The organism is Sphingobacterium yanglingense (assembly GCF_004363245.1).
Classification (GTDB): Bacteria; Bacteroidota; Bacteroidia; order Sphingobacteriales; family Sphingobacteriaceae; genus Sphingobacterium; species Sphingobacterium yanglingense.
Map to the genome: position 1 here is coordinate 395,961 of NZ_SNYV01000015.1, position 25,884 is coordinate 421,844.

Genomic DNA, 25,884 nt, shown 5'->3' on the forward strand with positions numbered 1-25,884 from the left:
ATTTTACATAAGTGAATTTTTCGTACTTTTGCAGTCGATTTAAAAGATCAATTGTAAATAGGTTTTATGACTCGTACAGTCCACCATTTTTTTGGCAAGGAGTTTAGCAAAGATGCCCTAAGAAACATCCTTGTTATCCTGCTCCCTGCTGTCCTACTCTTCTATACCGTAAGTCTGGATGTTGCCATAGCATTCGCCGTTGGTGTAATACTATCTTCACTGACCGATTTACCCGGGAATAGGCAGGACAAAACGATGACCGCTATCTGGTGCACTCCCTTATTTGCCTTCACCGCATTTTGTACCGCATTGGCGCTGCATTATCTATCATGGGGTATATGGCCGATTTTGGGTATCTGGGGCTTCATCTGTACATTATTGATTGTATTAGGCCCGAGGTGGGGCGTGATTGGCAACCTAACACTAATTGTTATCAGTTTTACAATCGGGCTCAAACCACAGGATCCCATCATTTTTGCACTATCTTTTAGTCTAGGGACATGCAGCTTTTTTGCAGTCAGTCTACTGCAAGCTTATTTGTCCCCTTATCGCTCTTTAAAATATGCGATGAAAGAAGGTTTCGAACAAATGGCCACGCTGCTACAGGCAAAAATAAAATGTTATGACGAGAAGACACCATTGGAACAGGTGTATAGAGAACTCAGTTTACTTCATATCAAAATAAGTGAGCAGCTAGAGAGCATCCGCTCTCTACTACTCCGCGAAAAGGCATTAATTTCATCCAGCCAACATGCCGACCTTATTTGGTTAAACAAAATCTATCGATTAATAGACCTCTATGAACTATTAATGGGGATAGATACGGACTATGAAACCATACGTGAAAAACTGAAACATTCGGAAGTACTTCCTATAATCAGGCATATCCTTTTGTTGCTCTCTGACGAAATCAAGGACCTGGAAAACAGTAATTCTTACCATGCCCTATCGAAAAACCACACACAGATTAGCGTGGATATACAGAAGCTAGAAGAAATACAGGCCAAAGCAAACAGTGAAACGAGATCACTAATCAACCCGATTCTAATCCATATCAAGCATATCGTAGCCATCGTTCAACAGATTCAACAAGCTACTATTGTACAGGACCCCACTTGGGTGAGCACAGCGGCATACAAAAACTTCGTGCCTACTACAAACAAACGGCAGGTCATCGCAAAACACATCAAGACCAAGTCGCCCATATTGATATACTCGATACGTATGGCCACACTACTGATGTTGTCGGGACTCGTAGGCTACACACTCCCAGAATACCGATACGCCTCTTGGATCATACTGACTGTAATCCTCGTGGCACGCCCAAGCTATGCCACTACACAAAGGAGAAACTATCAACGTATCGTAGGTTCACTCATAGGTATTGCCATCAGTTTGCTGATTACACTCGTCACGCACGAACCTATGCTATTGCTCTCGATCGCAGCAATCACGCTATACGGTTTCTTTTTATTTAACAAACCAGACTACCTAGTCTGTGTGATATTCATTACTATCGCCGCTATACTGGCCCTACATCTATATGAAGGTAACATCTGGGATTTACTAGGAAGCCGGCTAGCCTTTACACTGTTGGGCTCTACCCTAGCCTTGATAGGTTGCTTTGCGCTACCGGTAAATCATCGGAAAACCATGAAAAGCCTGTCCGACACGCTCATTGATAACTATCAAAACTACTACCAAAGACTTCGCGCCCGTCTTTGTGAAGAAACGATAGATCATCAAGAGCTGAGACTCGTTCGGAAACACGCACAGACTTCGCTCGCTCAGCTGTACGATAGCTTGGACCAATTCCAGAAAGAACCCCGCTATAAAAAGCTGGACTGGACCGATCTAATTTCCTTCCAGACACTAGCTTATCGCATTAACGCACTGTTGGTCGGTATCTCAGTAAGTATCACCAAATCGATCGAACAGGAAAATGATACCGCTCTACTACAGCGACTCCACAATATCGAAGCGCTAATCAATGAGCTATATGAATTGGGGCAATCTGAAAAACTGACCAATAAAACACACAAAGCTCCGGCAGCAGTAAGTTAAAAAAACAATACTCTACTGAATTAGTATATTATTCCGAAGAAATAGTTTATTTTTGGATTATAGAAAACCAAAACGGCCTGTTTAACTCATAATTGTACGTATGACATGCCTATGATAGTTTTTCTATGGTTCTTTTGCTACGTTTTGCGTATGTTTGCATCCAATTAAGAATTATTCTAAAGAGCTTTGTGAGCCAACTGTTTATCCATATCCTAGTACCTGTAGCTATCTTTGGCTTCATCGCGCTATTTACGTTATTCGCTGTATATGCTGAACGTAAAATCGCTGGATTTGTGCAGGACAGACTAGGCCCTATGGAAACCGGAAAGTATGGGCTTCTACAGACTATCGCCGATATACTTAAGCTTTTACAAAAAGAATTCATTACCCCAAAAGCAGCAGATAAAATCTTATTTGCGGCAGCTCCTGTTATTATATTCGGTGCCGTATATATTGGTTATGCCGTAATTCCTTGGGCACCCGATTTTCTCCCGGCGAATACACATACAGGTCTCTTCTTCATTATGGCCGTTGTATCTATTGATGCAATTGGTATCCTAATGGCAGGCTGGGGGTCAAACAATAAGTATTCTCTCCTAGGGTCTATCCGGGCTATAGCACAGATGGTATCTTATGAAATTCCTGTTGGCCTGTCGCTGATTGCTGCGGTCATGATTACCCAGACGCTAAACCTCAACGAGATTGCGCTACAGCAAGGAGTGCTCTCTCCAGAGCCTGTTTTCTTTTTAGGAATCTGGGATGTGTCTAATGTCGGAGGCTTTCTAGCATGGAACATATTTCAGGCACCGCATCTTATAATAGTATATATCATCTTCTTCATAGCCTCTCTAGCTGAATGTAATCGGGCACCGTTTGATATCCCTGAAGCAGAATCTGAATTGATAGGTGGTTTTCATACCGAATATGGAGGTATCCGTTTTGCATTTATTTTTCTTGCGGAATATGCTATGATGTTTTTAGTAGCCATGCTTGGTGTAGTGCTATTTTTAGGTGGATGGAATACGCTGTTACCAAATATAGGACCGCTAAAACTGGCTGATTGGACAACAGGAATTGGGTGGGGAATATTTTGGACACTGCTCAAATCGCTGACTATTGTTGGTGTACAGATATGGATCAGATGGACATTGCCGCGTTTTAGGGCAGACCAATTGATGAGCCTATGCTGGAAAGTAATGATTCCACTGGGCTTTGTATGTATGGCAATATCGGGATTATGGCGAATTTTGGTAATGGTGTAAGGAGGTGAACGAGTTATCGGGTGAACAAGTTAACAAGCCAACTTGACAACTGGTTAACAAGATAACTAGATCACATGATAACTAGATAACATAATAACAGGTTAACAACTAGAAATTGATATTAAAAACAACGATACAGGGCATTTCTTCGGCCGTCAAGGGATTATTCTTGACGTTCCGGCACCTCTTTGGTGCCCGTCGTTCCCGGCAATCGGTTGACATCCGAAATCCGGAGTATTTTGACCAACAGGAAGGCGTCACAACGGTACAGTTTCCAAAAGAGACCATGCCTATCCCTGAAGTCGCAAGATACCAACTGGATGTAGACATCGACGACTGTATCGTCTGCGACCTCTGTGCCAAAGCCTGCCCAGTAGATTGTATCATCATAGAAGCAGTAAAATCGCCAGAGGCAATCGGAAAAACTTCAGATGGTTCTGTAAAAAGACTATATGCGGCTCAGTTTGATATCGATATGGCCAAGTGTATGTATTGCGGACTATGCACCGTAGTATGCCCTACCGAATGTATCACCATGACCAATAAATACGACCGTAGTACAACAAAACTAACGGATTTAATATATGGTTTTGGAGAGATGTCGGATGATGAAATCGCTCAGCGCAAAGCAGAATGGACCCAATATCAAGCTGAAAAGGAGGCAGCAAAGAAAAAGTAACGCTCATGGAAGAACTTGTCTTTTACGCATTCGCTATTCTAGCTGTTGGCTCTGCGCTTTTGGTCGTTAATCTAAAAAACACTGCACGCGCCTTATTCTTATTTTTCGTCACGCTATTTGCTATGGCAGGCTTATTTATATTTGCTCTGGCAGACTTCGTAGCCATTACGCAGATTATGGTCTATGTAGGTGGTGTTTTAATATTAATGTTATTCGCATTCATGCTCTCTAATAAGGAATTGCTAAAAGCGCTTCAACATATTCCAGGCAGATTCCTAACCATGCCGAACTGGCAATCCCTGCTATTAGCTCTTGGCTTTTTTGGGGTATTGCTTTGGGGGGTGGTCGAATGGCAGCAACAAACACCTGATTGGATTGTACAGAATATCAAGCAGGGCAATGTAATACAGCCTCACGATAATAACATACAGCAACTGGGCCTAAAATTCATGACACAATACATACTCCCTTTTGAGGTGATTTCGGTATTTCTGCTCATGGTATTAATAGGAGCAGCCCACCTATCGAGAAAGGAGGAACAGAAATGATTACATTAACCCATTTTCTAGTGGTCAGTGCATGCATCTTTTCCATTGGTCTCTACACCGTACTGGCCAAAAGAAATGCCATCATGATACTGGTTGGTATCGAACTGATGATTAATGCTGCCATACTCAATTTTGTAGCCTTTGGCCGTTATGACAAAATAAACTATTCAGGCCAAGTATTTGCCCTGTTTGCTATTGTACTCGCGGCGGCTTCTGTAGCTGTAGGACTAGCAATAATTCTCAATGTGTACCGTCATTATAAAACAATTAATCCCGACCAAATTACCGACTTGCGCGACTAATGGAGGAGCTGTTAAATATATCACCAATTCACGCCAGTATACTTGTAGTATTACTGCCTTTTGTGGCATTCTTAATACAGGCTATACGGGGTAAGAAATCTAACTCGGGCAATATATCGCTTATCGCTATTACACTAAGCACGCTACTGTCGGGTATCTTTGTCTTTGCTGAGGTCTGGAACTACCTCCCTATGCACAGTACCTACGACTGGTTCCGTATCGGAGAAAAAACATTTACGATCGGCATACTACTTAATAACTTAACCGTACTGATGCTCTTTATCGTATGTATCGTTGCATTGCCGGTACATATTTATTCTCGGGCATACATGAAAGGCGACCCCGGACTACACCGTTACTGGATGTACCTCAGCCTATTTTGTTTTGCCATGCTCGGTCTTTGCATCTCTAAAAACATACTGGTCTCTTATATTTTTTGGGAGCTTGTAGGATTTGCGTCTTACCTATTAATCGGATTTTGGTTTACCAAAGAAAGCGCGGTACAGGCCAATAAAAAAGCTTTCTTGATTAATCGTATCGGAGATTTAGGCTTCTTGATAGGTATAGCTGCAGTCTTCACATCGTTTGGCACCTTAGACCTTGTTGAGCTATTCGGCAAAGAAGGGTTAATCTATTCCGAATTTGACAAGGACTCTGGCCTGATGACATTAGCTGGCTTGGGCTTCTTTCTGGGCGCCATGGCCAAATCGGCCCAATTCCCACTACACATCTGGTTGCCCGACGCGATGGAAGGTCCCACATCAGTATCCTCCCTCATCCATGCCGCTACCATGGTTGCAGCGGGTGTATTTTTACTATGTACGATATTCCCTCTATTCAATGATACTGTTTTGCTCCTAATCACGATTATAGGCACGATTACCGCTACATTGGCAGCGTATTTTGCGGCGGGACAATACGATATAAAACGAGTACTCGCTTTTTCTACCATATCTCAACTGGGGTATATGATGGCTGCAGTAGGTATTGGTGCCTGGGATGCGGCTTTATTCCATCTGGCAACGCATGCCTTTTTCAAATGTCTCCTCTTTCTATGTGCAGGAGCTGTCATTCATGAAATCGCTCACGCCAAGACCATCGCAGGACTGGATTTTGATCCGCAGGACCTTCGCAATATGGGAGGGTTGCGTAAGTATATGCCGAAAACTTTTGTACTGATGAGCATTGCTTCTCTTGCATTAGCTGGATTCCCCCTCACTTCGGGTTTTCTTTCTAAAGATGCCATCGTTATCGCTACATTTGAATGGGCGTTCCATAAAGGAGGTGCATACTTTATAGTACCTATTCTACTCGTTCTAGTCAGTATCATAACAGCATTCTATATCGGACGCCTGATTTTCAAAGCATTTATGGGAGAATCGCGTCTACCAGAGCCAGCAGAATCGAACATACATGAAGCACCTAAACAGATGCTTTATCCTATGTATTTTCTAGCCATCTGCTCGCTGTTTTTTGTGTTCTCGATAAATCCTATATCCTACCATCAAGCGGGTATTTTATCTGGATTTTCGGTCAATTACACATTCAAGGAGATACACAGTCTACACCTTTTTATACCACTGACCCTAACAGCAACTGCTCTCATAAGCTGGATAATCGGCTACAGATGGTATGTATTGAACAAATACCCTTTAAATGCAGAAAGCGGCTGGATCAAAGCAGAGACCAACCAGCTTGGCATAAATGATTTTATAAATAACACGATCGTGAAGGTGACATTGATTATCAGTAGAGCAAGTGTCTGGCTGGATAAATATATCGTCGAAGGTCTCGTAAATTCGGCAAGCAAAGGCACTTTATACCTGAGCAAGATAGCAACGCTATTAGACAGACATTTGGTCGATGGTTTTGTAATGGCAATACGTAATCTCACGATAGGTCTAAGTCGGGTTGCTGCATGGTGGGACAAACATATTGTAGACGGTATTGTTAATACTATTGCGGGGCTGGCTTATTACCTAGGTCATCTCCTGCGCTGGGTACAGAATGGGCGTATCCAAAACTACCTAGGATTTGCGTTTACTATTGTTTTAATTGGAATACTTTATTTGATATTGCGATAGCATGGGATTACTATCATTACTCATATTTTTGCCCTTGGCAGCCACATTACTGATATTGTTGCTCCCTGCCAACTTACAAAAGTCTTACAGATACATTGCGCTAGGCATTACATTGACCCAGTTTTTTATCGCGGGATCACTCTACCTACAGTTTGATCAGTCGGCAGCGGGTATCAACACCGTAGAGGGTTATCAGTTTGTCGAGCAGATCCCATGGATAAGACTAAGCCTTGGTAGCCTAGGACAACTGGAGATTGATTATTTCCTTGGTGTGGATGGCGTATCCCTCCCACTACTTCTGTTATGTGCCTTTGTAATGTTGATGGCTGTAGGTGCATCATGGAATACCAGCAAAAGTCCTAAAGGTTATTTTGCGCTGATTATGTTGCTCAATATGGCTGTAATGGGGATATTCACTGCTTTGGATTTCTTCTTATTCTACATATTCTACGAAGTAATGCTCCTTCCGCTCTACTTCCTCATAGGAATATGGGGTGGCGCAAACCGGGAATATGCAGCTATTAAATTCTTTATCTATACGCTATTTGGTTCGGTATTCATGCTGCTGATTATTGTAGGTCTCTACTTTTCAGTCATCAATCCGGAAACAGGGGCCCATACGTTCAACATGTTGCACATGATGAATCCCGATAACTATGTGGATGGCTCTTTCTTTGCCTACTTAAATAATTACAATGAGGTATTGGGAATTCCGGCACGTATGATCGGCTTTATAGTCCTATTCATCGCATTTGCTATCAAAATCCCTATTGTACCACTACATACCTGGCTGCCTGATGCACACGTAGAGGCACCGACCCCAGTGTCTATCATCCTCGCAGGGATATTGTTAAAAATTGGAGGATATGGTATCATCAGAGTTTGTTATAGTATCTTTCCCGACATGACGGTCGATGCCAATTGGTGGCTGGGACTCATTGGGATTATATCCATTTTGTATGGCGCATTGAATGCCTTGGCACAAACAGATTTAAAACGCTTGATAGCTTATTCTTCCGTATCCCATATGGGGTTTGTGCTACTCGGACTTGCCTCTATGACGGCCGAAGGTATGGCTGGTGCTGTATTTCAAATGATCAGCCACGGATTCCTTTCTGCGGCGTTGTTCTTTTTGGTAGGGGTGATTTACGACCGTGTTCACGACCGTTATATTTATAATTTTAGGGGACTTGCGAGCCTAATGCCTGCTTACACGGGCTTCGTGGCCGTTGCCTTCTTTGCTTCGTTGGGATTACCCGGGTTCTCCGCTTTTATTGGGGAAGCCTTTGTAATCATAGGTACGTTTAATGCTGAAAGTGTAGGTACCGGTATTCCACGCTGGATGGCTATAGCCGGTTCATTAGGTATATTACTTAGTGCAGTTTATTTCTTATGGACACTACAACGGATGTTCTTTGGACAGACTCGTGTAAAAGGTGGCGAAGAATGGCTTACTGCACTAAAGGACGTCACGATAAGAGAACGTATTGTTTTGTTCCCAACATTGGCACTAGCCCTCTTGCTCGGTGTCATGCCTTCGTTGGTATTTGACACTTTAAATAGTAGTGTACTGAATCTAGTCTCTTTATTATCGCCTTACTTTTAATAAACATGGAAGGATTGACGACACAGATTAGCACACTATTGGACCAAATCATGGTCTCTATACCGGTATTCAAGCCGGAGCTCATCTTGATAACTGCTTTTATCGGAAGTATCTTTGCGAGCCTCTTTATCGACCAACGATGGAAACATGGTTCTTTAAGTTTTGCTATAGCGGGGATTGTCCTTTCAGCCTATTACGTATATACGCAGTTAGGCCAAACGCAGACTGGCTTCTTTGGCATGTTACAGATAGATACACTATCGGTCTATGCGCGCTTGATTATACTTGGACTACTATTGCCTATTCTGCTTTTAATCCAGCAATATACCAAAGATAATGGCATAAAAAATCTTGGAGAAATCTACAGTATCCTATTGGCAGCGACAATAGGCATGAATCTATTGACCATCAGCACAAACTGGCTTATGGTCTTTATTGGGATAGAGACGCTCTCGATAAGTTCTTATATATTGGTTGGCTATTTTTCGGAAAACAAAAAAAACGTAGAAACCGCCAAACTTCAATCGGAGGCAACGATGAAGTACGTATTGTTCGGCTCGGTATGTGCCGCAGTCATGCTCTATGGTCTTTCGCTAATTTATGGTTTCACGGGGAATCTCGATTTTACCAGCACTGCCCATATCCAAGGACTGATAGTTGCACCAAAGGTAATGAGCAGTATCGCTATCTTATTTGTCTTTGTAGGAATTGGTTTTAAACTGGGCTTCGTTCCTTTTCACCTCTGGACACCAGATGTATATCAAGGGGCACCGACACCTATCACAACCTTTCTTTCGACAGTCCCGAAGGTAGCGGCACTGATACTATTCCAACGCCTGTTCGAGTCCTGGACATCAACTCTGTTTTATTTTGGCGAACTGACCATGCTTTTCATCACGGTAGTGGGCATCGTAACGATGTTGGTCGGGAATCTCATCGCACTCCGTCAATCGGATGCCAAACGTATGATGGCCTATTCCTCCATCGGACATACAGGATTTCTCCTGATGGCTATTATCAGCAGTGCTAGCGCAGACTATACCACACTACTCTTTTACGTGAGCGTCTATGCCATAATGACTATCGGCGTATTTGCGATTATACAGTTTTTAGAGAAAAACATTGGCTCAACGGAGCTAGTGGCGTATAGCGGTCTCGGGAAAAGTAACCCAGTGTTATTTACTGTTTTTACCCTACTCGGCATCGCATTAATTGGACTCCCTCCTACAGCAGGATTCATCGGTAAGCTTTTGGTCTTTACAGCGACCTTCGACCTCTATCAGCACACAAAGGATATCCCGATTCTCCTACTTTTAATAACAGGAGCACTCACTTCGGTGATATCACTGTTCTATTATTTCAAGATACCCCTATTTGCTTTTTTGCGGAAAGGAGAATCTACTGAACGTACGCTACCGATAAACTCCGTAGCCTATTTTATTGCAGTGGTGTGTGGAATAGCGATGCTTCTTTATGGGCTATTCCCGAACTTATTGTCAGGGTTATTCTCTCAATAAAAGTATAGTAAGCCTGAGACTGAGCCACTCGATCGGAAAAAGATACGGAGTAATATAATTTATGCACCTAATTGGTGAATATAAACCATTTTATCTAAGTTTGTAATATGATTAGTGCAATTGCAAATGCTATTTTCCAACGTGTAATCAATGATTATCACGTTCAGGATGAGATTGACCATCCGATTGAAAATCCATACGAAGGGAGTTCTTTGGAACACCTACTGTATTTGAAATGTTGGATAGATACCGCCCAATGGCATATGGAAGATGTCGTACGAAATCCAGATATCGACCCTAAAGATGGACTGTATTGGAAAAGACGGATCGACAAGCAAAATCAAGTGCGTACAGATACGGTTGAATATATAGATAGCTATTATCTAACGAAATACGCGGATGTGACGCCAGCGGCTGATGCACGTATCAATACAGAAAGTCCCGCTTGGGCAATTGATAGGCTCTCGATATTGGCCTTGAAAATCTACCATATGGAGCAGGAAACATTGCGTACAGATGTTGACAAAAACCATATCGACACCTGTCAGCAAAAACTGGACATCCTATTGGAACAGCGTAAAGACTTATCAAAAAGCATCGATGAGCTGCTGGAAGATGTAGCGTCGGGGCAAAAATACATGAAGGCATACAAGCAGATGAAGATGTACAATGACCCTTCATTAAATCCGGTTCTTTACGGAGCTCAGAAATAAAACCTAGATGAAGCGTATTATAGTTACTCGTTTTTCTGCGATGGGTGATGTGGCTATGGTCGCTTCAGTACTCTCCGAATTCCAGCAACAGCACACGGACACCGAAATCATTATGGTGTCCAGAAAGCTATTCGCTGCATTTTTCGAACATATTCCCCGATTGGTATTTCATCCAATGGACCCCTCCGGAAAACACCGAGGTGTGCTTGGACTCTTTAAACTATTCGCGGAATTAAAAAAATACAAACCAAACTTTGTTGCCGACTTACATAACAATATCAGGTCACGAATATTAGGGAGCCTGTTTCGTCTATCGGGGACGACAATATGTACTTTGGACAAAGGCCGCGCAGAAAAGAAAGCATTAACACGCCCCAATAATAAGGTAAAACGTCAGCTAAAACTAACAACGGAACGCTATGCTGATGTACTCCGTACGCTTGGCTTTAAAGCCCAGCTAAGTCATGCATTAAAAAAGACAGAGAGATTGCTTCCGGAAGAACTATCGGCAGACTTTTCTAAGGTAAAAAAGAGTATTGGAATTGCCCCATTTGCACAACATAGCTTTAAGGTATTGCCACTATCTAAAATGAACGAAGTGATAGCCCGTCTATCCCAGCTCGACTACAGCGTCTATATTTTTGGAGGGGGCGCCCAAGAAAAGGCAATAGCCGAGAAATGGGCCGACGAGTATACTAATGTAAAAAGTCTTATTGGCCAATTCAACGTAAGCGAGGAGCTCAATATCATCGCCAATCTAGATCTGATGATCAGCATGGACAGTTCCGGTATGCATATGGCCTCATTGGTAGGTACACGATGCGTATCCATCTGGGGGGCGACACACCCGTTTGCCGGTTTTTTGGGATATGGGCAGCGATATGAGGATGTCATACAGGTAGAACACCCTAACCGTCCCAGTTCTGTCTATGGCAACAAACCTTGTGATTGTGACGGTATCGAAGCCATAGATTTAGTATCTTCGCAGATGATAATAGACCATATCACCAATATATGCGGATAGGATTTGATGCTAAACGTTATTTTTTGAACCAAACAGGCTTAGGCAACTATAGCCGGGACTTGGTGCGTATCCTCGAACAATACTGCCCAGAAAACGATTATATCAAATATACGCCAAAGCTTCGTGGAGCATGGTTGGATTCAGCAGAATTCAGAAAGACAACCAGACTGCCAGAAGGGAGATTGAACAACATCTTCTCAAGCCTTTGGAGAAATAGTGGCATTGTTAAAGACCTCAAGCGGGATAATATTGATATATTCCATGGGCTCTCCGGTGAAATCCCAATGGGTCTAAAAGAGAACCATATCAAATCGGTTGTGACAATGCACGACTTGATTTTTTTGAAATACCCTAAGCTTTATAAAGGTATCGACCGATACATCTATAACAAAAAATTCAAATACGCGGTCAATAATGCTGATAAGGTCGTAGCAATAAGCGAACAGACGAAGCGTGATATCATGGAGTTTTATGGTATTCCGGCAGAAAGAATCGAGGTAATCTATCAAGGATGTCATCCTGCGTTTAAAACAATAAAAACAGAAGTACAAAAGGAGAATCTCCGCAAAAAGTATAACCTTCCGAACCAATTTATATTAAATGTAGGTTCGATAGAGCCCCGTAAAAACGCCTTTCAGATTGTTAAAGCGGTAGAAAACTTAGATATCCCGTTGATAATTATTGGAAAGACAACGGAATATGCAAAACAAATCAAAGCTTATATTGTAGAAAAAGGCCTCGAAAACAGGATTTTTCTAATGCAGGGATTCACAATGGAGGAGCTTTCGGTCATTTATGCAATGGCAGATGTTTTTGTTTACCCTTCATTATACGAAGGTTTTGGAATTCCGATTATAGAAGCCCTCTACTCGGGTACTCCCGTGGTAACGACCAACTCGGGCGTATTCCCAGAAGCCGGGGGTCCGTTTTCATACTATATCAATCCTCAGGATATAGGAGAAATTCAATATGCAATATCATCAATATTAAATAGTTCCAATATGCGTGATGAAATGATTGTCAAAGGACTCGCCTTTGCACAACAATTTAATGACGACAAAATTGCAAAAAACTGGAATAGTCTATATACCGACATAGTGTAATACAACTATTGGTTTGTTAGCTGAAAGTATTTTTCCAAAACGCGTAAAGATATCTGACGCTCCACTTTTTCATCTTTAAATTGTTCGATATACTGGTGGGCATTCCTTATAATCTCTTCTGCTGCTTCAGGATACTCAATATAGTAGGTTAGTTTTTCTTCCAAATCAGAAAAATCATCTGCGATACAGATATAATGGTAATCGGGGATTAATGTACCTTCCATATACCAGGTTTCATAGGTCGGGCGTGGCATGACGGCAATAGAATTGGAGGACATAATCCATTTCAAATTGGTAGCGACGTCGTTCCCCTCCAAAGCGAGAACGAATTTATAGTTCAAATGTGCTGCAATGGATAAAAAGCCGGCATCCGATTTTCGGGTTGCCTTTTTTAAATCACACAATGGATGCTCCTTGTATAAGGTATAAAAACGTGCCCTATGGGATTGATTAAAACCTGATCTACCCACAAGCAAGTCTTTCTTATCACTAAAAGCTACCTCATCTTTAATGAAATTGAAGTGTCTGCTCTTATCCAGCTTTAGGATGACGGAGTTCGCATTATCCCCTGCTATAGGCCTACTTTTGACGATACAAGGCTCCTCTGGAATATGGGTAATGTCTCCTGGTAAAATCCTGAATCTGAAATGGGGATTAAAGTACTTTAAATAACATATACTGTCGAAAAAATAAACCCTTATTTTATTGGGTAGCTTATAGTCCTTAATAGCTATGGCTTCGTTGGATAAGACTGTGTTCTTATCAAGACGGTTGTAATAATCGACCCTGAATTGCATCGCGTCTGACGCAACGGAAAGTCTTTCATCCAACCTAGTCCTTAATCTATTTCGATAGAATACCGAGGGTGTCTTCCACCGGAATATTGCTTTTACATAGTAGAAAAGCTTATTGTTCTTATTTTTCAGTAAAACACGCTTCCAATTCATAATGAAAAAATAATTACGGTTGCCAAAATGAAACAAACGCCCTTACGTCTTGAACTTCGGATTCTTTCGGTAAGCAACATTGATCATAACGGACAGGCAAAAGGTAGCAAATGCAACTACACGGCAATGTTTAAAACAAAATTGACTAAACACATACTCAGTAAGCATAAAAATTCAGATAGTCCATTCTTGCAATATATAAGCTTATTGGTTTTTGTCTTATTTAGTATCGCATCATTGATAGGCAAGGAATCTCTTGTCGCCTCAAAATGGTAGAGATGATAGGCTATAGCAACGAACCGCAACAACTTGCCCCTAACGCCAGAATTTAACAATCGCTCTACAAACTCACTATCCTCTCTGCCCCATCCTACAAAATCATTGTTAAAGCCGTTCACTTTGCGCGCGTCATCGAAGAAGAAAGACATATTACAAGAACGTACCTTATCCTTATTTTTCAATTCCTTACTAAAAAAATAGGCTAAAACTCTAGACCTAAATGCAGTCAATCTTTTTTCCAAACGACTCTCTAATCCCGATGAAATCAATTTGGGAGAAAACTCCTGAGACGGTTCAGCCAAAACTAACTTTGTCATCTCTTCTGTCATCATCACCCGTCCCCCCTGTAGAAAACGTCCCTTTTCGGCATGTCTCAAATGGTCACTGATGAAAGACCGATGAAGGACCATATCGCCATCAATAAGAATAACATATTTGGAAATCACCTTGGAAAGCGCTCTGTTTCTTGCTTCGGCAGCCCTAAATCCATCATCCGGTCTCCAAGAATGAACCAATGGAACCGGAAAGATCTCTTGATAACGAGTGATTAACGTTTTAGTTTCTGGACCAGAACCATCATCTGCAACAATCACCTGACAAGGTAATACTGTCTGATTCATTACTGATACAAGAACGGCTTCTAAAGCATCCGGTCTATTATATGTTGTAATAATTAAGTCAGTGTTCATTCGCTATACTAAGTATTTATCTATCCCATTTTTACAATAGGTTAGTTTGGATTCCTTTGTAGTCTTAAATATAACATTATTAGCATCTAGGTTTTCTTTAGCATTAACTGCGTGCCACAGATGAAATACGATACCTCCGAACTTTAAGAATCGCTTTTGAACACCTTTGTTCAATAATCGTGCAACAAATTCTTTGTCTTCAGGTCCCCACCCTTTAAAATCTTCGTTATAGCCGTTGACAGCTATCGCATCTTGTCTCCAAAACGCCATATTACAGCCGTGAATCTCCCATAACTCGTCTCCTTTAACTTTATAATTGGTCGCTAGAAGCCCCTGTAAAGCAGGTACTCTAAAGGCGCTGAAGAAATTGGACAACTTACTTTTAAAACGATTGACCACTATACTTCTGTCCTTTAGCTTTTGGTTTGTTAATTCTTCGTCTAAGTAAATACGGCTAGCGCGGACGAAAGAATTCGGCCTAGCAAAATTTTGATGATCTTTTATAAAATATTTATGCAAAATCAAATCCCCATCAATCTGTACGATATAATCGGAAGTAGCACAGGAAATAGCTTTGTTCCTAACCTTCGCCAATTCAAATCCATTATCCTCATGCCAAATGTGAATCAAAGGCACATTAAACAACCGTTTATAATCTTCAATCAACTGCCTTGTCTCTGTTCCTGAACCATCATCTGCAATTAAAATTTCATCGGGCAGTACCACTTGGTTCAAAACACTTTTTAAACATACCTCCAAAGCATCAGCACGATTGTATGTGGATATAACTAAACCTATCTTCATATTTATATTGACCGTAAAATTACAATTAATAATAAACTAAGTACAGTTTTTGATAACTTTGTTCTATAAGTTTTGTTAAAAAAATTAATACACGTATTTGTCTGCGGCATTTTCGTTTGAACACCCCTACTAGCTAATATTATTTTATACATGGTTAAAGATCCTAAGACAATTATTTTCTGTGCTCCATCCGACTTTGGTTTCTCTGACGTTATAAAACAAGCACTCCAACGGGAAGGTTTTATTGTCTATGATTATCCAGTTGCAGACTCGCGTTATCGATATAAAAACATCTATGAACGGTTGCAGAATACATTCAGAAAAATTGTATTTCGAGATTATTCATACAAACGTAAATTAAAAATGTCGGAGCGTAAGAAACTGCTGTTAGGTAAACGAGAATCTGTCCCAAACGCTACATATGCTTTCATTATTCGTCCAGATTTATTCCCTTTTGAATTTGTCAGCGAGATAAAAAATAAAGTGGACAAAATGGTCGGATATCAATGGGATGGATTACAGCGCTTCCCATATATTTTTGAATATATCAATCTCTTTGATCGCTTTTTTGTTTTTGATGCGAAGGACTTAAAATATAAAAAAGGGCTATTACCGCTGACAAATTTTTTTATCCCCAAAAAGATAGATTTCATTGATAAAAAATTAGTTTATTTTATTGCTAGTTACGATGACTATAGACTTGAGCTGATGAAAAAACTGAATAAAGTATTTATTAACACAGACCTACAACGACAATTATACTTTATCACAAACGAACCCAAACAACATCAGAATCTATTAGATGCCGGGTTAGAGATCGGAAGGCCATTGACTTACCAAGAAAACTTAAAACGTGTAGAGCAGGCATCCTTACTAATTGACATACATGCTCCGGTACATGCTGGTCTTTCATTTAGAGTTTTCGAAGCATTAAACTATAATAAGAAACTAATTACCACAAATAAGGGAGTACGTGAGTACGATTTTTACCACCCTAATAATATTTTCATCTGGGATACCGAAAACGAAAATAATATTATTGATTTCTTAAAAGCGGATTTTGTAGAAATACCTAAAGAAATTAAAAACAAATACGGTTTTTCCAACTGGATTAACTACGTACTTGACCTTGGAGAATACTCGTCTATAACAATTCCGTATAAGGAGCACCCATAATGTTCTCTTAATCTAATAGCTTGGCATCCAACCAGGCTGAAAAACCATATTTTGAACGAACTTCTGCTGACAACGGGTGATAAGGAGTTTCTAAAAAATCGGCCAATTTATCTGCAGTTTCGAGCGTCCAAATAAAAAAATTATTTGGATGATAGAAATCAGCATCTACAACTGTCGCATTGGTTGTTATAACCTTCTTCCCATATTTAATCCCTTCTATTATTCGGAAAGAGTATCCGTTATGATCTGAAAGAACAAGATCTATAATGACTTTGGCATTTCTCACATAAGCCAATTGCTCTTCAAAAGAAACATGATGCGATTGTATTTCCATATTCTGGTGAATAAACTCCGGAATATCTTTCTCGTTCACTCTTCCTGGTATCACAACAAATTTAACTTTGCTATAATACCCAACTAATTGCTTGTACAAACTTAGTAGATGATCAACCCGGCTCGTCTGAAAACTGCTTACATAATAAACGTCATAAACAGTTTCCGGATCCGACTTTTCAGGATAATCAAAATAAAAATTAGGAGAGTACAACAAACCATAGGATGGGTATTTCACTAGGTCTTCTTTATCAAACACATAAAAACGATCAAAGTACTGCACGTAATCCAATATTACGGGATCACGACCTACTCCATCAAAATGAAAACTAATACTTTGCTCTGCACTTGCTTGTATTTCCTTAACCAGCTCTCTGTCAAAGAAATCTGCTCGAAAAACCAGCGCTATATCAAATGGGGCGGCATCTGCTATAATCTTAGATTGTCTGGTGTAATTGTATCTAAGCTTTAACTTTGTTTTGTACTCTTTGTCATTAAACACTACTTTTTTAAAAAAACTACGCAGACGCTGCCCAAGAGAACTATACTTAAACCCATAGCCATGGTCTTCAATATGGGTAACCTCATACCCCAAAAATTCAAGATTTTTAGCGATGGGCTGATATATATTAAACGAATTAGGTGCAGCTAGTAAAATTTTCTTCTTTGACATGTAATTAACTTAAACGTACTAAAATGGGTATTATACTCGTCCTTGATAGGTATAGATTATACTTTTCACTAAATAATATCCAGACAATATTACTTTTTTTTTTCAAGACTTGATGCATTAAGCCCGCAACAATAGTAGAACCTCACAATAACCATATCTCAAAACACGATGATAAAATTTCTCTGCTTCATTTACATAATTACACTCTCATCGAGGCACTAATTTTTCTTCTTAGACAAGAATTTACATCTCGAACCGATGTTTTCTTACCCAAACAAATATCAGCGATCAGAAATATAAGTGTATACTAGCTCGTTTTAATTAGTTATTTTTGGAGCAATGTTTCAAAACATAATGAAATATTTAATAATAGAAACTAGTTTTTTGAAGGTATAATCGTTAAGCAACTGTGTCAAATAAACAATTTTAGGATAATTACTTTCCGTTCAGAAACACAAATAATCTTCTAATCTTACGTTATATTTTAGAAGTAAGAATCTATGAACAGCAAGGAGCTCATACTGTCATAAATTATTCATATTCTCTTGTGTACTTTGAAAATGGACGCTAGCAGAACGAATTGGGCAAATTAGCTTTAATGCACGCTGGAAACAATCAAATTTAATATGGATACACCAAAAATAGCTATTATCATACCTTGTTATCTTCAGGCAAAATACTTAGATACCTGTTTAGAATCTATATACGCACAAAAATATACCAATTGGGAATGTATCATTGTTAATGACGGATCGCCTGACGACACAGCAATAGTTGCAAAAAAATGGAGAGCAAAAGACCCGAGGTTCAAATACTACGAAAAAGAGAACGGAGGTCTTAGTTCAGCTCGTAACTATGGTCTCCAAAAAGCACAAGCAGAATATATCCAATTTCTAGATTGTGACGATTTCATTCACACCGATAAATTTGAGATCTTTAAAAATGAACTTGAGACATCTTCCCATGATATTTTGTTGTCAAACTTTCAAATGTACTATCGGAAAAAGACCTTACCCCCTTTTTGTGATCTTAAAGAAAGCTATTTTGACTATACCTCAATACTACTGCATTGGGACATTGATTTTTCAATTCCCATTCATTGTGCAATTTTTAAAAGAAGCGTTATCCCATCTTCTGGTTTCAAGACAGAATTAAAAGCTAAAGAAGACTGGTTGTTTTGGATTAAAACATTTGAAAAAAATCCAACTACAATATGGAAAGATCAAACATTAAACTACTACCGTTCACATGACAAAAGCATGACAAAAGATCGCTTTTTCATGATGGAGAACACTAAAAAAGTAAATGTCTATCTAATAGAACATATTAAAGAAGAATATATCGGAAGTTTTATGGCATCCACGCACGAACGATATATGCTTACTCTAAAAAGCATGGATGACGAAATAAATAATCTCAAAAAATCATTTGAAAACCCAAATTTCTCGCAACTCAAGAATACAATTAAACAGTATGCAAAACGATTCTGGAGAAAAATAACAAAATAATCAAAGTCTAGAAAAAAGCTGTGAATAAAAAAATAGCAAGAGGGATAAAGTTTAAATAAATCTATATATACTTTTTTGAAAAAACGACAATGCAACTATCTATTATTACTATCAATCTGAATAATAAATCAGGCTTAACTAAAACAATAGAATCCATTAAAAATCAAACTTTTCAGGATTTTGAGTATATAATAATAGATGGATTATCTGATGATGGCAGTTTATCCTTAGTAGAATCGAACACACGTGTAAATCAATGGATTTCTGAAAAAGATTCGGGAGTTTACGACGCGATGAACAAAGGCATTAAAATAGCGAGTGGCGAATATTTATTATTCCTAAATAGTGGAGATATATTCTACTCCGAAAAAACCTTGGAAGACATAATTTCAAATCTGACCAAAACAGACATTGTATATGGGGATTTACTATTCGATCATACAGATCATACTGCTCCGTATCACTGTCCAGAAGAGCTTACCGTAGAATTTCTGTTTGAAGCCTCACTAGCTCATCCATCGACATTTATTAAACGCTCCTTATTTGAGCAATATGGACTTTATAACACCGATTACAAAATCATTTCTGATTGGAGTTTCTTTTTGACATGTATACTCAGAGGAAACGTTTCTACAAAACATATCAACCAAATTATTTCTATTTTCGACACAAATGGAATGAGCTCTGACCCCAAAAATCAAGAACAAATTAGAGTTGAAAGAACGCACTTCTTAACATCAGAGTTTCCCTTATTTTACAAACAATATTTAAATCAGAAAAAAGACACAGAGACGTTACGCAAAATACAGTCTTCCAAAGGCTTCAAATGGTTAAAAAAACTTGGTGTTAAAAAATTCCAATAAAAAACAGGTCACCCAAATTACAATCTTTAAATCATCATTTCTGATCAATGAACAAGATAATATACCTACTTGCGGTACACAAAAACCCTAAACAGGTCAAGCGACTGATTGCAAGGTTAAAGTCGGATCATTCATTTTTCTATGTACATGTAGACCTTAAATCTTCGATACAGGAATTTACAGCAGCAATAAACGACAGCCGTGTGTCTTTTATTGAATCAAGAGAAGATTGCATTTGGGGAGACTTCAGTCAGGTGAAAGCAACATTAAACCTCATCAACGCTGCATTAGCAGATCATCAATCAGGTCGTTTTGTTTTGCTGAGCGGAGAAGATTACCCTATAAAATCGACAAATTATATTGAGGACTTTTACGAAGAAAACGCATTAAAGAATTTTATAGAATTAGATCCAATAGAAAAGGTCTGGGAAGAAAACGAACGTAGCAGTAGAACTGATTTATATAAAATAAACTATTCAAACCAGAAATCCGACTTCATACTACTAAAACCAAGAAGATATAAACAAGCATTTAAACTCTTATTAAAAGGGAAGATAAATTTTTCCACTTTCTGTGATACCTTACAAAAAAGGGATATTCCATTTCCACTCTACGGGGGGTCAAACTGGTGGTCACTAAACTATGAAATGTTGAATGCTATTCAACATTTTGTAAGACAAAACAGAACAACACTATTCACCTACTTTAAATACGTTAAATGTTGCGATGAACTGTTTTTTCAGACGGTCATTAAGTTACTAGAAAAAAATGACTCCAGCATTAACTACCAGCCCATGCTTACCTATGTAAACTGGACGAGAGAAAACTACGACAATCTACCTGTCATATTTAATCAAGATGACCTGACTGAACTCACTAGCCAAGGTGACAACAAACTGTTTGCTCGGAAATTTGACTGTACTTACGATGAGACGATATTAGATCTACTAGATGAGAAATTTCACAATGTGAACTCTTTTAAATAGATTAAAGATGTTGCATTGCAAAAATAAGGCTTAAGCTAGCATCTTGTAGACAGCCGCAGTACGATCAATACAAGACTCCATAGGATACTCCTGTAGCTTTTCCTTTCCCAGCTGTATCAGTTGATTTCTATAGGCAGAGTTTTCTATCAATAAATCCATTTGTTCTATAAGAGACTCTAGTGAAAAGGTTTCAAAATAGGCAGCAGCTTCCCCTGCAATCTCAGGGAAACAACTCGCATTACTTAATAAAACAGGGCATTCATTTTTATAAGCTTCCAAAATCGGAAGACCAAATCCCTCATACGTAGAAGGATAAACGAAAAAAAACGCGTTTTTATACAGTGTGTTCAACTGTCCATCACTAGCCGCAAAAGTAATCACCTTGTCTTGAATACCATTTCTCCATAACAGTTCTTCTTCCGCTATACCAAGGGGACTCTCCGCAACAACAAGTTTTAGACCATCATACTTTTTAGAAATACCGGAAAAAGCCTGCACTAAAAGATCGAAATTTTTATAACCACTACGGCTACCAACATACAAAACATATTCTCTAGGGAGATCTTCTATACCTTCATATGATAATGGCACGTATTGATCTATACCATGATGTACAACAGTAATCTTATCGTCATTGACATCATAATACTTCAAAATATCTTCCTTAGTCCTTTGCGAAACAGCAATAATCTGATCTGCTCTTTCAATATGTAACCGTTTTTGATGGGCAGTTGGTTCGTTGGAAGGAAATAGACTAGGAAAATTTTCATAGATCATATCATGAATAGTAATAACTAAAGGCTTTTTGACCTGATCAATAAAATAAGAATCATAATACGTCGGATGAAACACATCTATATCTCCACTATCAAGCATTTCTAACGTAGTACGTTGGTTTTTCAAAAAGGCTTTATGCTCTTTCCTTGGATATTTTTTTAGCTTTTCTATTAAAGAAAACTCTTTGAAATAACGCAAGGGTAGATAGTAATTTTTATTCCCCACAACTTCCAAGTGAGTAGAAAATCCCGGCATATTCTCTATCCCTGCCATTAGATCAACAAAATACCTAGATATTCCACCGAACTTTTGAGCCACGAAAATCTGATAATCATACAAAATATTCATCCAAAGAAATTTATAAAGCTTACCTTTTTACTAAAGAAGAGCAAAGGTAAGCATTACAAATAACTTAGAACTTATTCAATACATCGACTACTTGAAGTACCTCGGCTTCCGTATGAGCAAACGAAATAGGCAAACTTAAAACGGTATTTTGGATTTCTTCTGCAATTGGAAATCCCCCTCCCGTAAATACGCCCTTCATAGCCTTCTGTTGATGCGGAGAAATAGGATAGTGAACCTCCGTTTTCACCCCATTATCTAACAAATATCCACGCAGACGATCTCGATCATGGTGCCTAATTGCAAAAATATGATAGACATCTTCATACCCATCGTTGACTACAGGTAGAATAAACTGTTCTTTTAGCTCACTCAGATAAATACTTGCCAACATCCGCTTGTGCGCATTAATAACATCAAGATATTTTAGTTTTACTCCCAAAAAAGCAGCCTGAACTTCATCCAACCTCGAATTATAACCGACTTCATCGTTTACATACTTGACAGAAGATCCATAGTTACGCAGCACCTTAATCTGCTGAGCTGCTGTACTACTATTGGTAATCAATGCACCTCCATCGCCTAATGCACCTAAATTTTTGGTAGGATAAAAGCTGTAAGCCCCGAAGTCTCCAATGGTCCCGGCCATTTTTCCCCGATACTTGGCTCCGTGTGATTGTGCACAGTCCTCTATAACGTGTAGATGATATTTAGCCGCAACAGTCATAATAGCATCCATATCACACATTTGGCCATACAGATGGACAACCAATATCGCTTTGGTTTTCGTTGTGATAGCAGCCTCGATCAAGGAAGGATCTATATTATAACTATGTATATCAGGCTCTACCAATACAGGTTTTAAACCCGCATGTACTACGGACAACACCGAAGCGATATAGGAATTAGATGGCATAATAACTTCATCTCCGTTAGAAAACCCCATCTGCTTAAGCGCCAACACCAAAGCATCTAATCCCGAAGCTACCCCTACACAATGCTCAGCCCCGCAATAAGTAGCAAACTGACGTTCAAAGCTCTCAACCTCTTGCCCAAGAATATACCAACCACTATGTAACACCCTTTGGAATACAGTAGAGTACTCTTCAAAAAAAGGAGCATTTACTCTCTTAAGATCTTCGTAAGCTATCATTTACTATAGGGTTCATATATATAATCACTAGGATCAAAATATTCTGAAGCTAGCACCATTAATATGGCGTCAGCTGAGAAATTGTACATTTGATGCCAGTCACTGGTTTCTAAAATCAAACAACTATGAGGCTGATCGAGTTCAAAAACCTGCTCATTTACACCGTCACAATTATAAATACTACATTTACCACGAATACTAATAGCCGCCTGACGTGTCAGATGATGCCGATGTCCTCCCCGTACAGCTTCATTAACACCATATATATAGAAAATACGCTTTACATCGAAAGGGATAACTTTTTCAATAACAGTTAAATTTCCTCGATCATCTGTAAAAGTTTTTAAATCGATCTGATGTGCCATGCCCCTAAAAAATAAGACTGATGATAAAATTTCTTGAACTTTCCTCGAATGTATAAATTAAACATCCGTCTCAAAGAGACACGGATACGAGGAATAACCAAGCATTCATGAAAAACCTGCCGACATCCAGACTTTTTAATCTCTTGAGCGGCTGTATACAATGCTCGAACATAAGGTCTATAGATATAACGCATATCATTTTCAGAAAGCAGATAAGCCTCAGAAGGTTGATAGGCATTAGACACAGCATACTTAAAGCCGTGATAATGATAGAATACTAAATCAAAACTGGCTCCCGAAGCTAATTCTCGACCAGATACAGCATCTGGACTTCCTTCGAAATCATACTGTTGCACATTCCAAGGCGCCACGCCGCCACCAAGATGGATCAACTCATGTACACCTGAGAACCTCGTACACCAATCATCTAAATACTTTTGGTCTCCAAATCGACCTTCTTCAAGCCTATTATAACACCATTCTAGACAGGCTGATCGCCACCACCTTAACACCTTCATTCCCTCATCTGTATTTTTAAAACATACAAACTGCACACAATATATACCGCTAGTGGCCGATTGGTCATATTCGGGGGTATAGCGATGTGGGGTAATCAATACCGAAGCATTGCCCATTTCCTCCAATAAGGTACTGGGATTACTAAAGAACAATAAATCGGCATCCAAATAAGTACAGGCCTCTAACCCATAAGTCTCGATGGCGTGTAAAATGACTGCAGGAGTACATGTCCAACAGTACTCTCCCGGTGTACGTGTAAGTTTGACCGATAGGAGTTCCTCGTCTTCAAAATCGTCAAGTCTTAATACCGTAACTTTAGATAAGTCCATAGCCGTTAACACGGTATAGCATGCATCATCAAAAGCATAGATATAGAGATGAAAATCCGGACAATACTGCTCCAGTGAGCGATACATCGCTATCCCCCGAGTGAGATAGACCGAATTAAATAGCGTACAAAAATTATTTTTCATATTTCCTACACAGTAAAAATCCCTTATCATACCCTGCTAACTCACCATCAATCTGTAGTTCAGATTCTCCTTCGACATAAGACATGAAATCCGCCATGACGTAATAATCTGAAAAATGACCTAGAAACGCTTGTTCATTGAAAAACCAAGAAGGATAAGATGCCTCATAAATGGATGGGGGCACCTTCTGAACGGTCAGTCGATCTGGCCCCGATTTAATAAATGCCGTTCTGTCAAACAAAATATAATCCACATTCAAAGAAGAGAGGAACGTTAAAAACTCATGCGGATCACGCAAATACTGTACGACACTAGAAAGAAGAATAACGTGAGGACGAACCTTCGCCATACTATCGTCTATAGTATAAAAAAAACTGAGTTGCTCATTTTCAAACTCTTTTTTACCTATTTCTACATGTCTAGACTGCTCAACAATATGCCAAGTCAACAAATCTAAGGGATTCATAAATTCGGCTACTTTAAAATAAGTAGTCCCTAAAGAGCCTCCAAAATCCAATACACTTAACTTGTTGTTATTTTTAGCAGCGATATATAACAGACAGGAAATTAAAGGAAAGGGGTATTGCTTCTTATCAAAAAGTACGGAATCACGCTCGTATACCGCATCACCATCTCTGATCTGAGCCAATGCAGCCCAAGTCTTCCGTAAAATATTGTCCTGATCATAACCTGTCGTTTCTAGACAAGCAGATTCCCAACTATCATAATTACCAAACCAACCGTAGGAAGGAGGTGCAACAACAGCCTTTTTTTTAGAAAAAAAACGCATAAAATAATACTAAAAGGATAATAAAACATCTTACCAACACCCCTTACCAGGGATGTTATTATTCTATGGTTGATAGTTTATATTGGTTTCATTGCTATCGAAGTCTATCGCTTTTATCTAAGCAAGCCTTCTACCCAATCATGAGAAGACTTTCTTTTCACACAGCTGATGGTTAATCTATAATTTAAAACAATTGAAAATGTGTTACCGTTTTTAAACTTTGCTCATATCAATTGCAACAAATATAATACAACAATCGGTCTAAAAAATATTTAATTTACATTTATTTACACTAATTAACA

At 39.1% G+C, this 25,884-nt stretch carries 24 protein-coding genes; 15 read left to right on the forward strand and 9 right to left on the reverse strand.

The window, feature by feature from the left end:
• Positions 1 to 66 precede the first annotated feature (66 nt).
• The 11 genes from CLV99_RS15505 (at position 67) to CLV99_RS15555 (ending at position 12,902) form a co-directional block, all read left to right on the forward strand.
• Positions 67 to 2,064, forward strand: coding sequence for an FUSC family protein (locus CLV99_RS15505; RefSeq protein WP_133585423.1), 1,998 nt, complete (start codon positions 67 to 69; stop codon positions 2,062 to 2,064).
• Positions 2,065 to 2,189: 125 nt separating this feature from the next.
• Complete coding sequence (nuoH, locus tag CLV99_RS15510) at positions 2,190 to 3,326, forward strand: NADH-quinone oxidoreductase subunit NuoH (RefSeq protein WP_162850135.1); 1,137 nt, start codon at positions 2,190 to 2,192, stop codon at positions 3,324 to 3,326.
• 118 nt (positions 3,327 to 3,444) lie between these two features.
• Entirely contained in the window at positions 3,445 to 4,005 is a 561-nt protein-coding gene (locus tag CLV99_RS15515) for a 4Fe-4S binding protein (protein ID WP_133585552.1), read from the forward strand.
• Between the two features lie 5 nt (positions 4,006 to 4,010).
• A complete protein-coding gene (locus CLV99_RS15520; protein WP_133585425.1) occupies positions 4,011 to 4,553 on the forward strand; it encodes an NADH-quinone oxidoreductase subunit J family protein in 543 nt (180 codons plus the stop codon).
• Entirely contained in the window at positions 4,550 to 4,855 is a 306-nt protein-coding gene (gene nuoK, locus CLV99_RS15525) for an NADH-quinone oxidoreductase subunit NuoK (protein WP_133585426.1), read from the forward strand. The genes CLV99_RS15520 and nuoK overlap by 4 nt, the downstream gene beginning before the upstream one ends.
• Positions 4,855 to 6,939: an NADH-quinone oxidoreductase subunit 5 family protein gene (locus CLV99_RS15530; protein ID WP_133585427.1), complete on the forward strand. Its 2,085-nt coding sequence runs from the start codon at positions 4,855 to 4,857 to the stop codon at positions 6,937 to 6,939. Before nuoK ends, CLV99_RS15530 begins: the two co-directional genes overlap by 1 nt.
• Position 6,940: 1 nt before the next feature.
• Positions 6,941 to 8,545 carry a complex I subunit 4 family protein gene (locus CLV99_RS15535; protein WP_133585428.1) on the forward strand — a complete coding sequence of 535 codons (1,605 nt, stop codon included), beginning with the start codon at positions 6,941 to 6,943 and terminating at the stop codon, positions 8,543 to 8,545.
• Positions 8,546 to 8,550: 5 nt separating this feature from the next.
• Entirely contained in the window at positions 8,551 to 10,062 is a 1,512-nt protein-coding gene (locus tag CLV99_RS15540) for an NADH-quinone oxidoreductase subunit N (protein ID WP_133585429.1), read from the forward strand.
• 107 nt (positions 10,063 to 10,169) lie between these two features.
• The gene (locus tag CLV99_RS15545; RefSeq protein ID WP_133585430.1) at positions 10,170 to 10,775 is read left to right on the forward strand and encodes a DUF4254 domain-containing protein; all 606 of its coding nucleotides are present in this window, start codon (positions 10,170 to 10,172) and stop codon (positions 10,773 to 10,775) included.
• Positions 10,776 to 10,782: 7 nt separating this feature from the next.
• Positions 10,783 to 11,799 (forward strand): glycosyltransferase family 9 protein, encoded by a 1,017-nt coding sequence (locus tag CLV99_RS15550; RefSeq protein WP_133585431.1) that lies wholly within the window; start codon positions 10,783 to 10,785, stop codon positions 11,797 to 11,799.
• Positions 11,790 to 12,902, forward strand: a complete 1,113-nt coding sequence (locus CLV99_RS15555; RefSeq protein ID WP_133585432.1) for a glycosyltransferase family 4 protein — start codon at positions 11,790 to 11,792, stop codon at positions 12,900 to 12,902. Before CLV99_RS15550 ends, CLV99_RS15555 begins: the two co-directional genes overlap by 10 nt.
• 5 nt (positions 12,903 to 12,907) lie before the next feature.
• Here CLV99_RS15555 and CLV99_RS15560 read toward each other — a convergent pair whose 3' ends face one another.
• The 3 genes from CLV99_RS15560 to CLV99_RS15570 all read right to left on the reverse strand — a co-directional run bounded on the left by CLV99_RS15560 (position 12,908) and on the right by CLV99_RS15570 (position 15,621).
• A complete protein-coding gene (locus CLV99_RS15560; RefSeq protein ID WP_246032782.1) occupies positions 12,908 to 13,849 on the reverse strand; it encodes a glycosyltransferase family 90 protein in 942 nt (313 codons plus the stop codon).
• Between the two features lie 116 nt (positions 13,850 to 13,965).
• Complete coding sequence (locus CLV99_RS15565) at positions 13,966 to 14,817, reverse strand: glycosyltransferase family 2 protein (RefSeq protein WP_133585433.1); 852 nt, start codon at positions 14,815 to 14,817, stop codon at positions 13,966 to 13,968.
• Between the two features lie 3 nt (positions 14,818 to 14,820).
• The gene (locus CLV99_RS15570) at positions 14,821 to 15,621 is read right to left on the reverse strand and encodes a glycosyltransferase family 2 protein (RefSeq protein ID WP_133585434.1); all 801 of its coding nucleotides are present in this window, start codon (positions 15,619 to 15,621) and stop codon (positions 14,821 to 14,823) included.
• A gap of 150 nt (positions 15,622 to 15,771) precedes the next feature.
• On the opposite strand from CLV99_RS15570, the gene CLV99_RS15575 reads away from it, so the two are divergent.
• Complete coding sequence (locus tag CLV99_RS15575) at positions 15,772 to 16,797, forward strand: hypothetical protein (RefSeq protein WP_133585435.1); 1,026 nt, start codon at positions 15,772 to 15,774, stop codon at positions 16,795 to 16,797.
• A 7-nt stretch (positions 16,798 to 16,804) separates the two neighbouring features.
• Here the strand turns inward: CLV99_RS15575 and CLV99_RS15580 are convergent, their stop codons facing one another.
• Complete coding sequence (locus CLV99_RS15580) at positions 16,805 to 17,803, reverse strand: glycosyltransferase family protein (RefSeq protein ID WP_133585436.1); 999 nt, start codon at positions 17,801 to 17,803, stop codon at positions 16,805 to 16,807.
• 626 nt (positions 17,804 to 18,429) lie between these two features.
• Here CLV99_RS15580 and CLV99_RS15585 point away from each other — a divergent pair.
• The 3 genes from CLV99_RS15585 (at position 18,430) to CLV99_RS15595 (ending at position 21,160) form a co-directional block, all read left to right on the forward strand.
• On the forward strand, positions 18,430 to 19,311 hold the full coding sequence (locus tag CLV99_RS15585) for a glycosyltransferase family 2 protein (RefSeq protein WP_133585437.1): 882 nt from the start codon (positions 18,430 to 18,432) through the stop codon (positions 19,309 to 19,311).
• Positions 19,312 to 19,400: 89 nt separating this feature from the next.
• Positions 19,401 to 20,174: a glycosyltransferase family 2 protein gene (locus CLV99_RS15590; RefSeq protein ID WP_133585438.1), complete on the forward strand. Its 774-nt coding sequence runs from the start codon at positions 19,401 to 19,403 to the stop codon at positions 20,172 to 20,174.
• A gap of 47 nt (positions 20,175 to 20,221) precedes the next feature.
• Complete coding sequence (locus CLV99_RS15595; protein ID WP_133585439.1) at positions 20,222 to 21,160, forward strand: beta-1,6-N-acetylglucosaminyltransferase; 939 nt, start codon at positions 20,222 to 20,224, stop codon at positions 21,158 to 21,160.
• Between the two features lie 30 nt (positions 21,161 to 21,190).
• Here CLV99_RS15595 and CLV99_RS15600 read toward each other — a convergent pair whose 3' ends face one another.
• The 5 genes from CLV99_RS15600 to CLV99_RS15620 all read right to left on the reverse strand — a co-directional run bounded on the left by CLV99_RS15600 (position 21,191) and on the right by CLV99_RS15620 (position 25,582).
• Positions 21,191 to 22,285, reverse strand: a complete 1,095-nt coding sequence (locus CLV99_RS15600) for a glycosyltransferase family 4 protein (protein ID WP_133585440.1) — start codon at positions 22,283 to 22,285, stop codon at positions 21,191 to 21,193.
• A gap of 64 nt (positions 22,286 to 22,349) precedes the next feature.
• The gene (locus CLV99_RS15605; protein WP_133585441.1) at positions 22,350 to 23,435 is read right to left on the reverse strand and encodes a DegT/DnrJ/EryC1/StrS family aminotransferase; all 1,086 of its coding nucleotides are present in this window, start codon (positions 23,433 to 23,435) and stop codon (positions 22,350 to 22,352) included.
• Complete coding sequence (locus CLV99_RS15610) at positions 23,432 to 23,800, reverse strand: sugar 3,4-ketoisomerase (protein WP_133585442.1); 369 nt, start codon at positions 23,798 to 23,800, stop codon at positions 23,432 to 23,434. The genes CLV99_RS15605 and CLV99_RS15610 overlap by 4 nt, the downstream gene beginning before the upstream one ends.
• Positions 23,779 to 24,792, reverse strand: a complete 1,014-nt coding sequence (locus tag CLV99_RS15615; RefSeq protein WP_133585443.1) for a glycosyl transferase — start codon at positions 24,790 to 24,792, stop codon at positions 23,779 to 23,781. Before CLV99_RS15615 ends, CLV99_RS15610 begins: the two co-directional genes overlap by 22 nt.
• Complete coding sequence (locus CLV99_RS15620) at positions 24,782 to 25,582, reverse strand: methyltransferase, TIGR04325 family (protein WP_133585444.1); 801 nt, start codon at positions 25,580 to 25,582, stop codon at positions 24,782 to 24,784. The genes CLV99_RS15615 and CLV99_RS15620 overlap by 11 nt, the downstream gene beginning before the upstream one ends.
• Positions 25,583 to 25,884 lie beyond the last annotated feature (302 nt).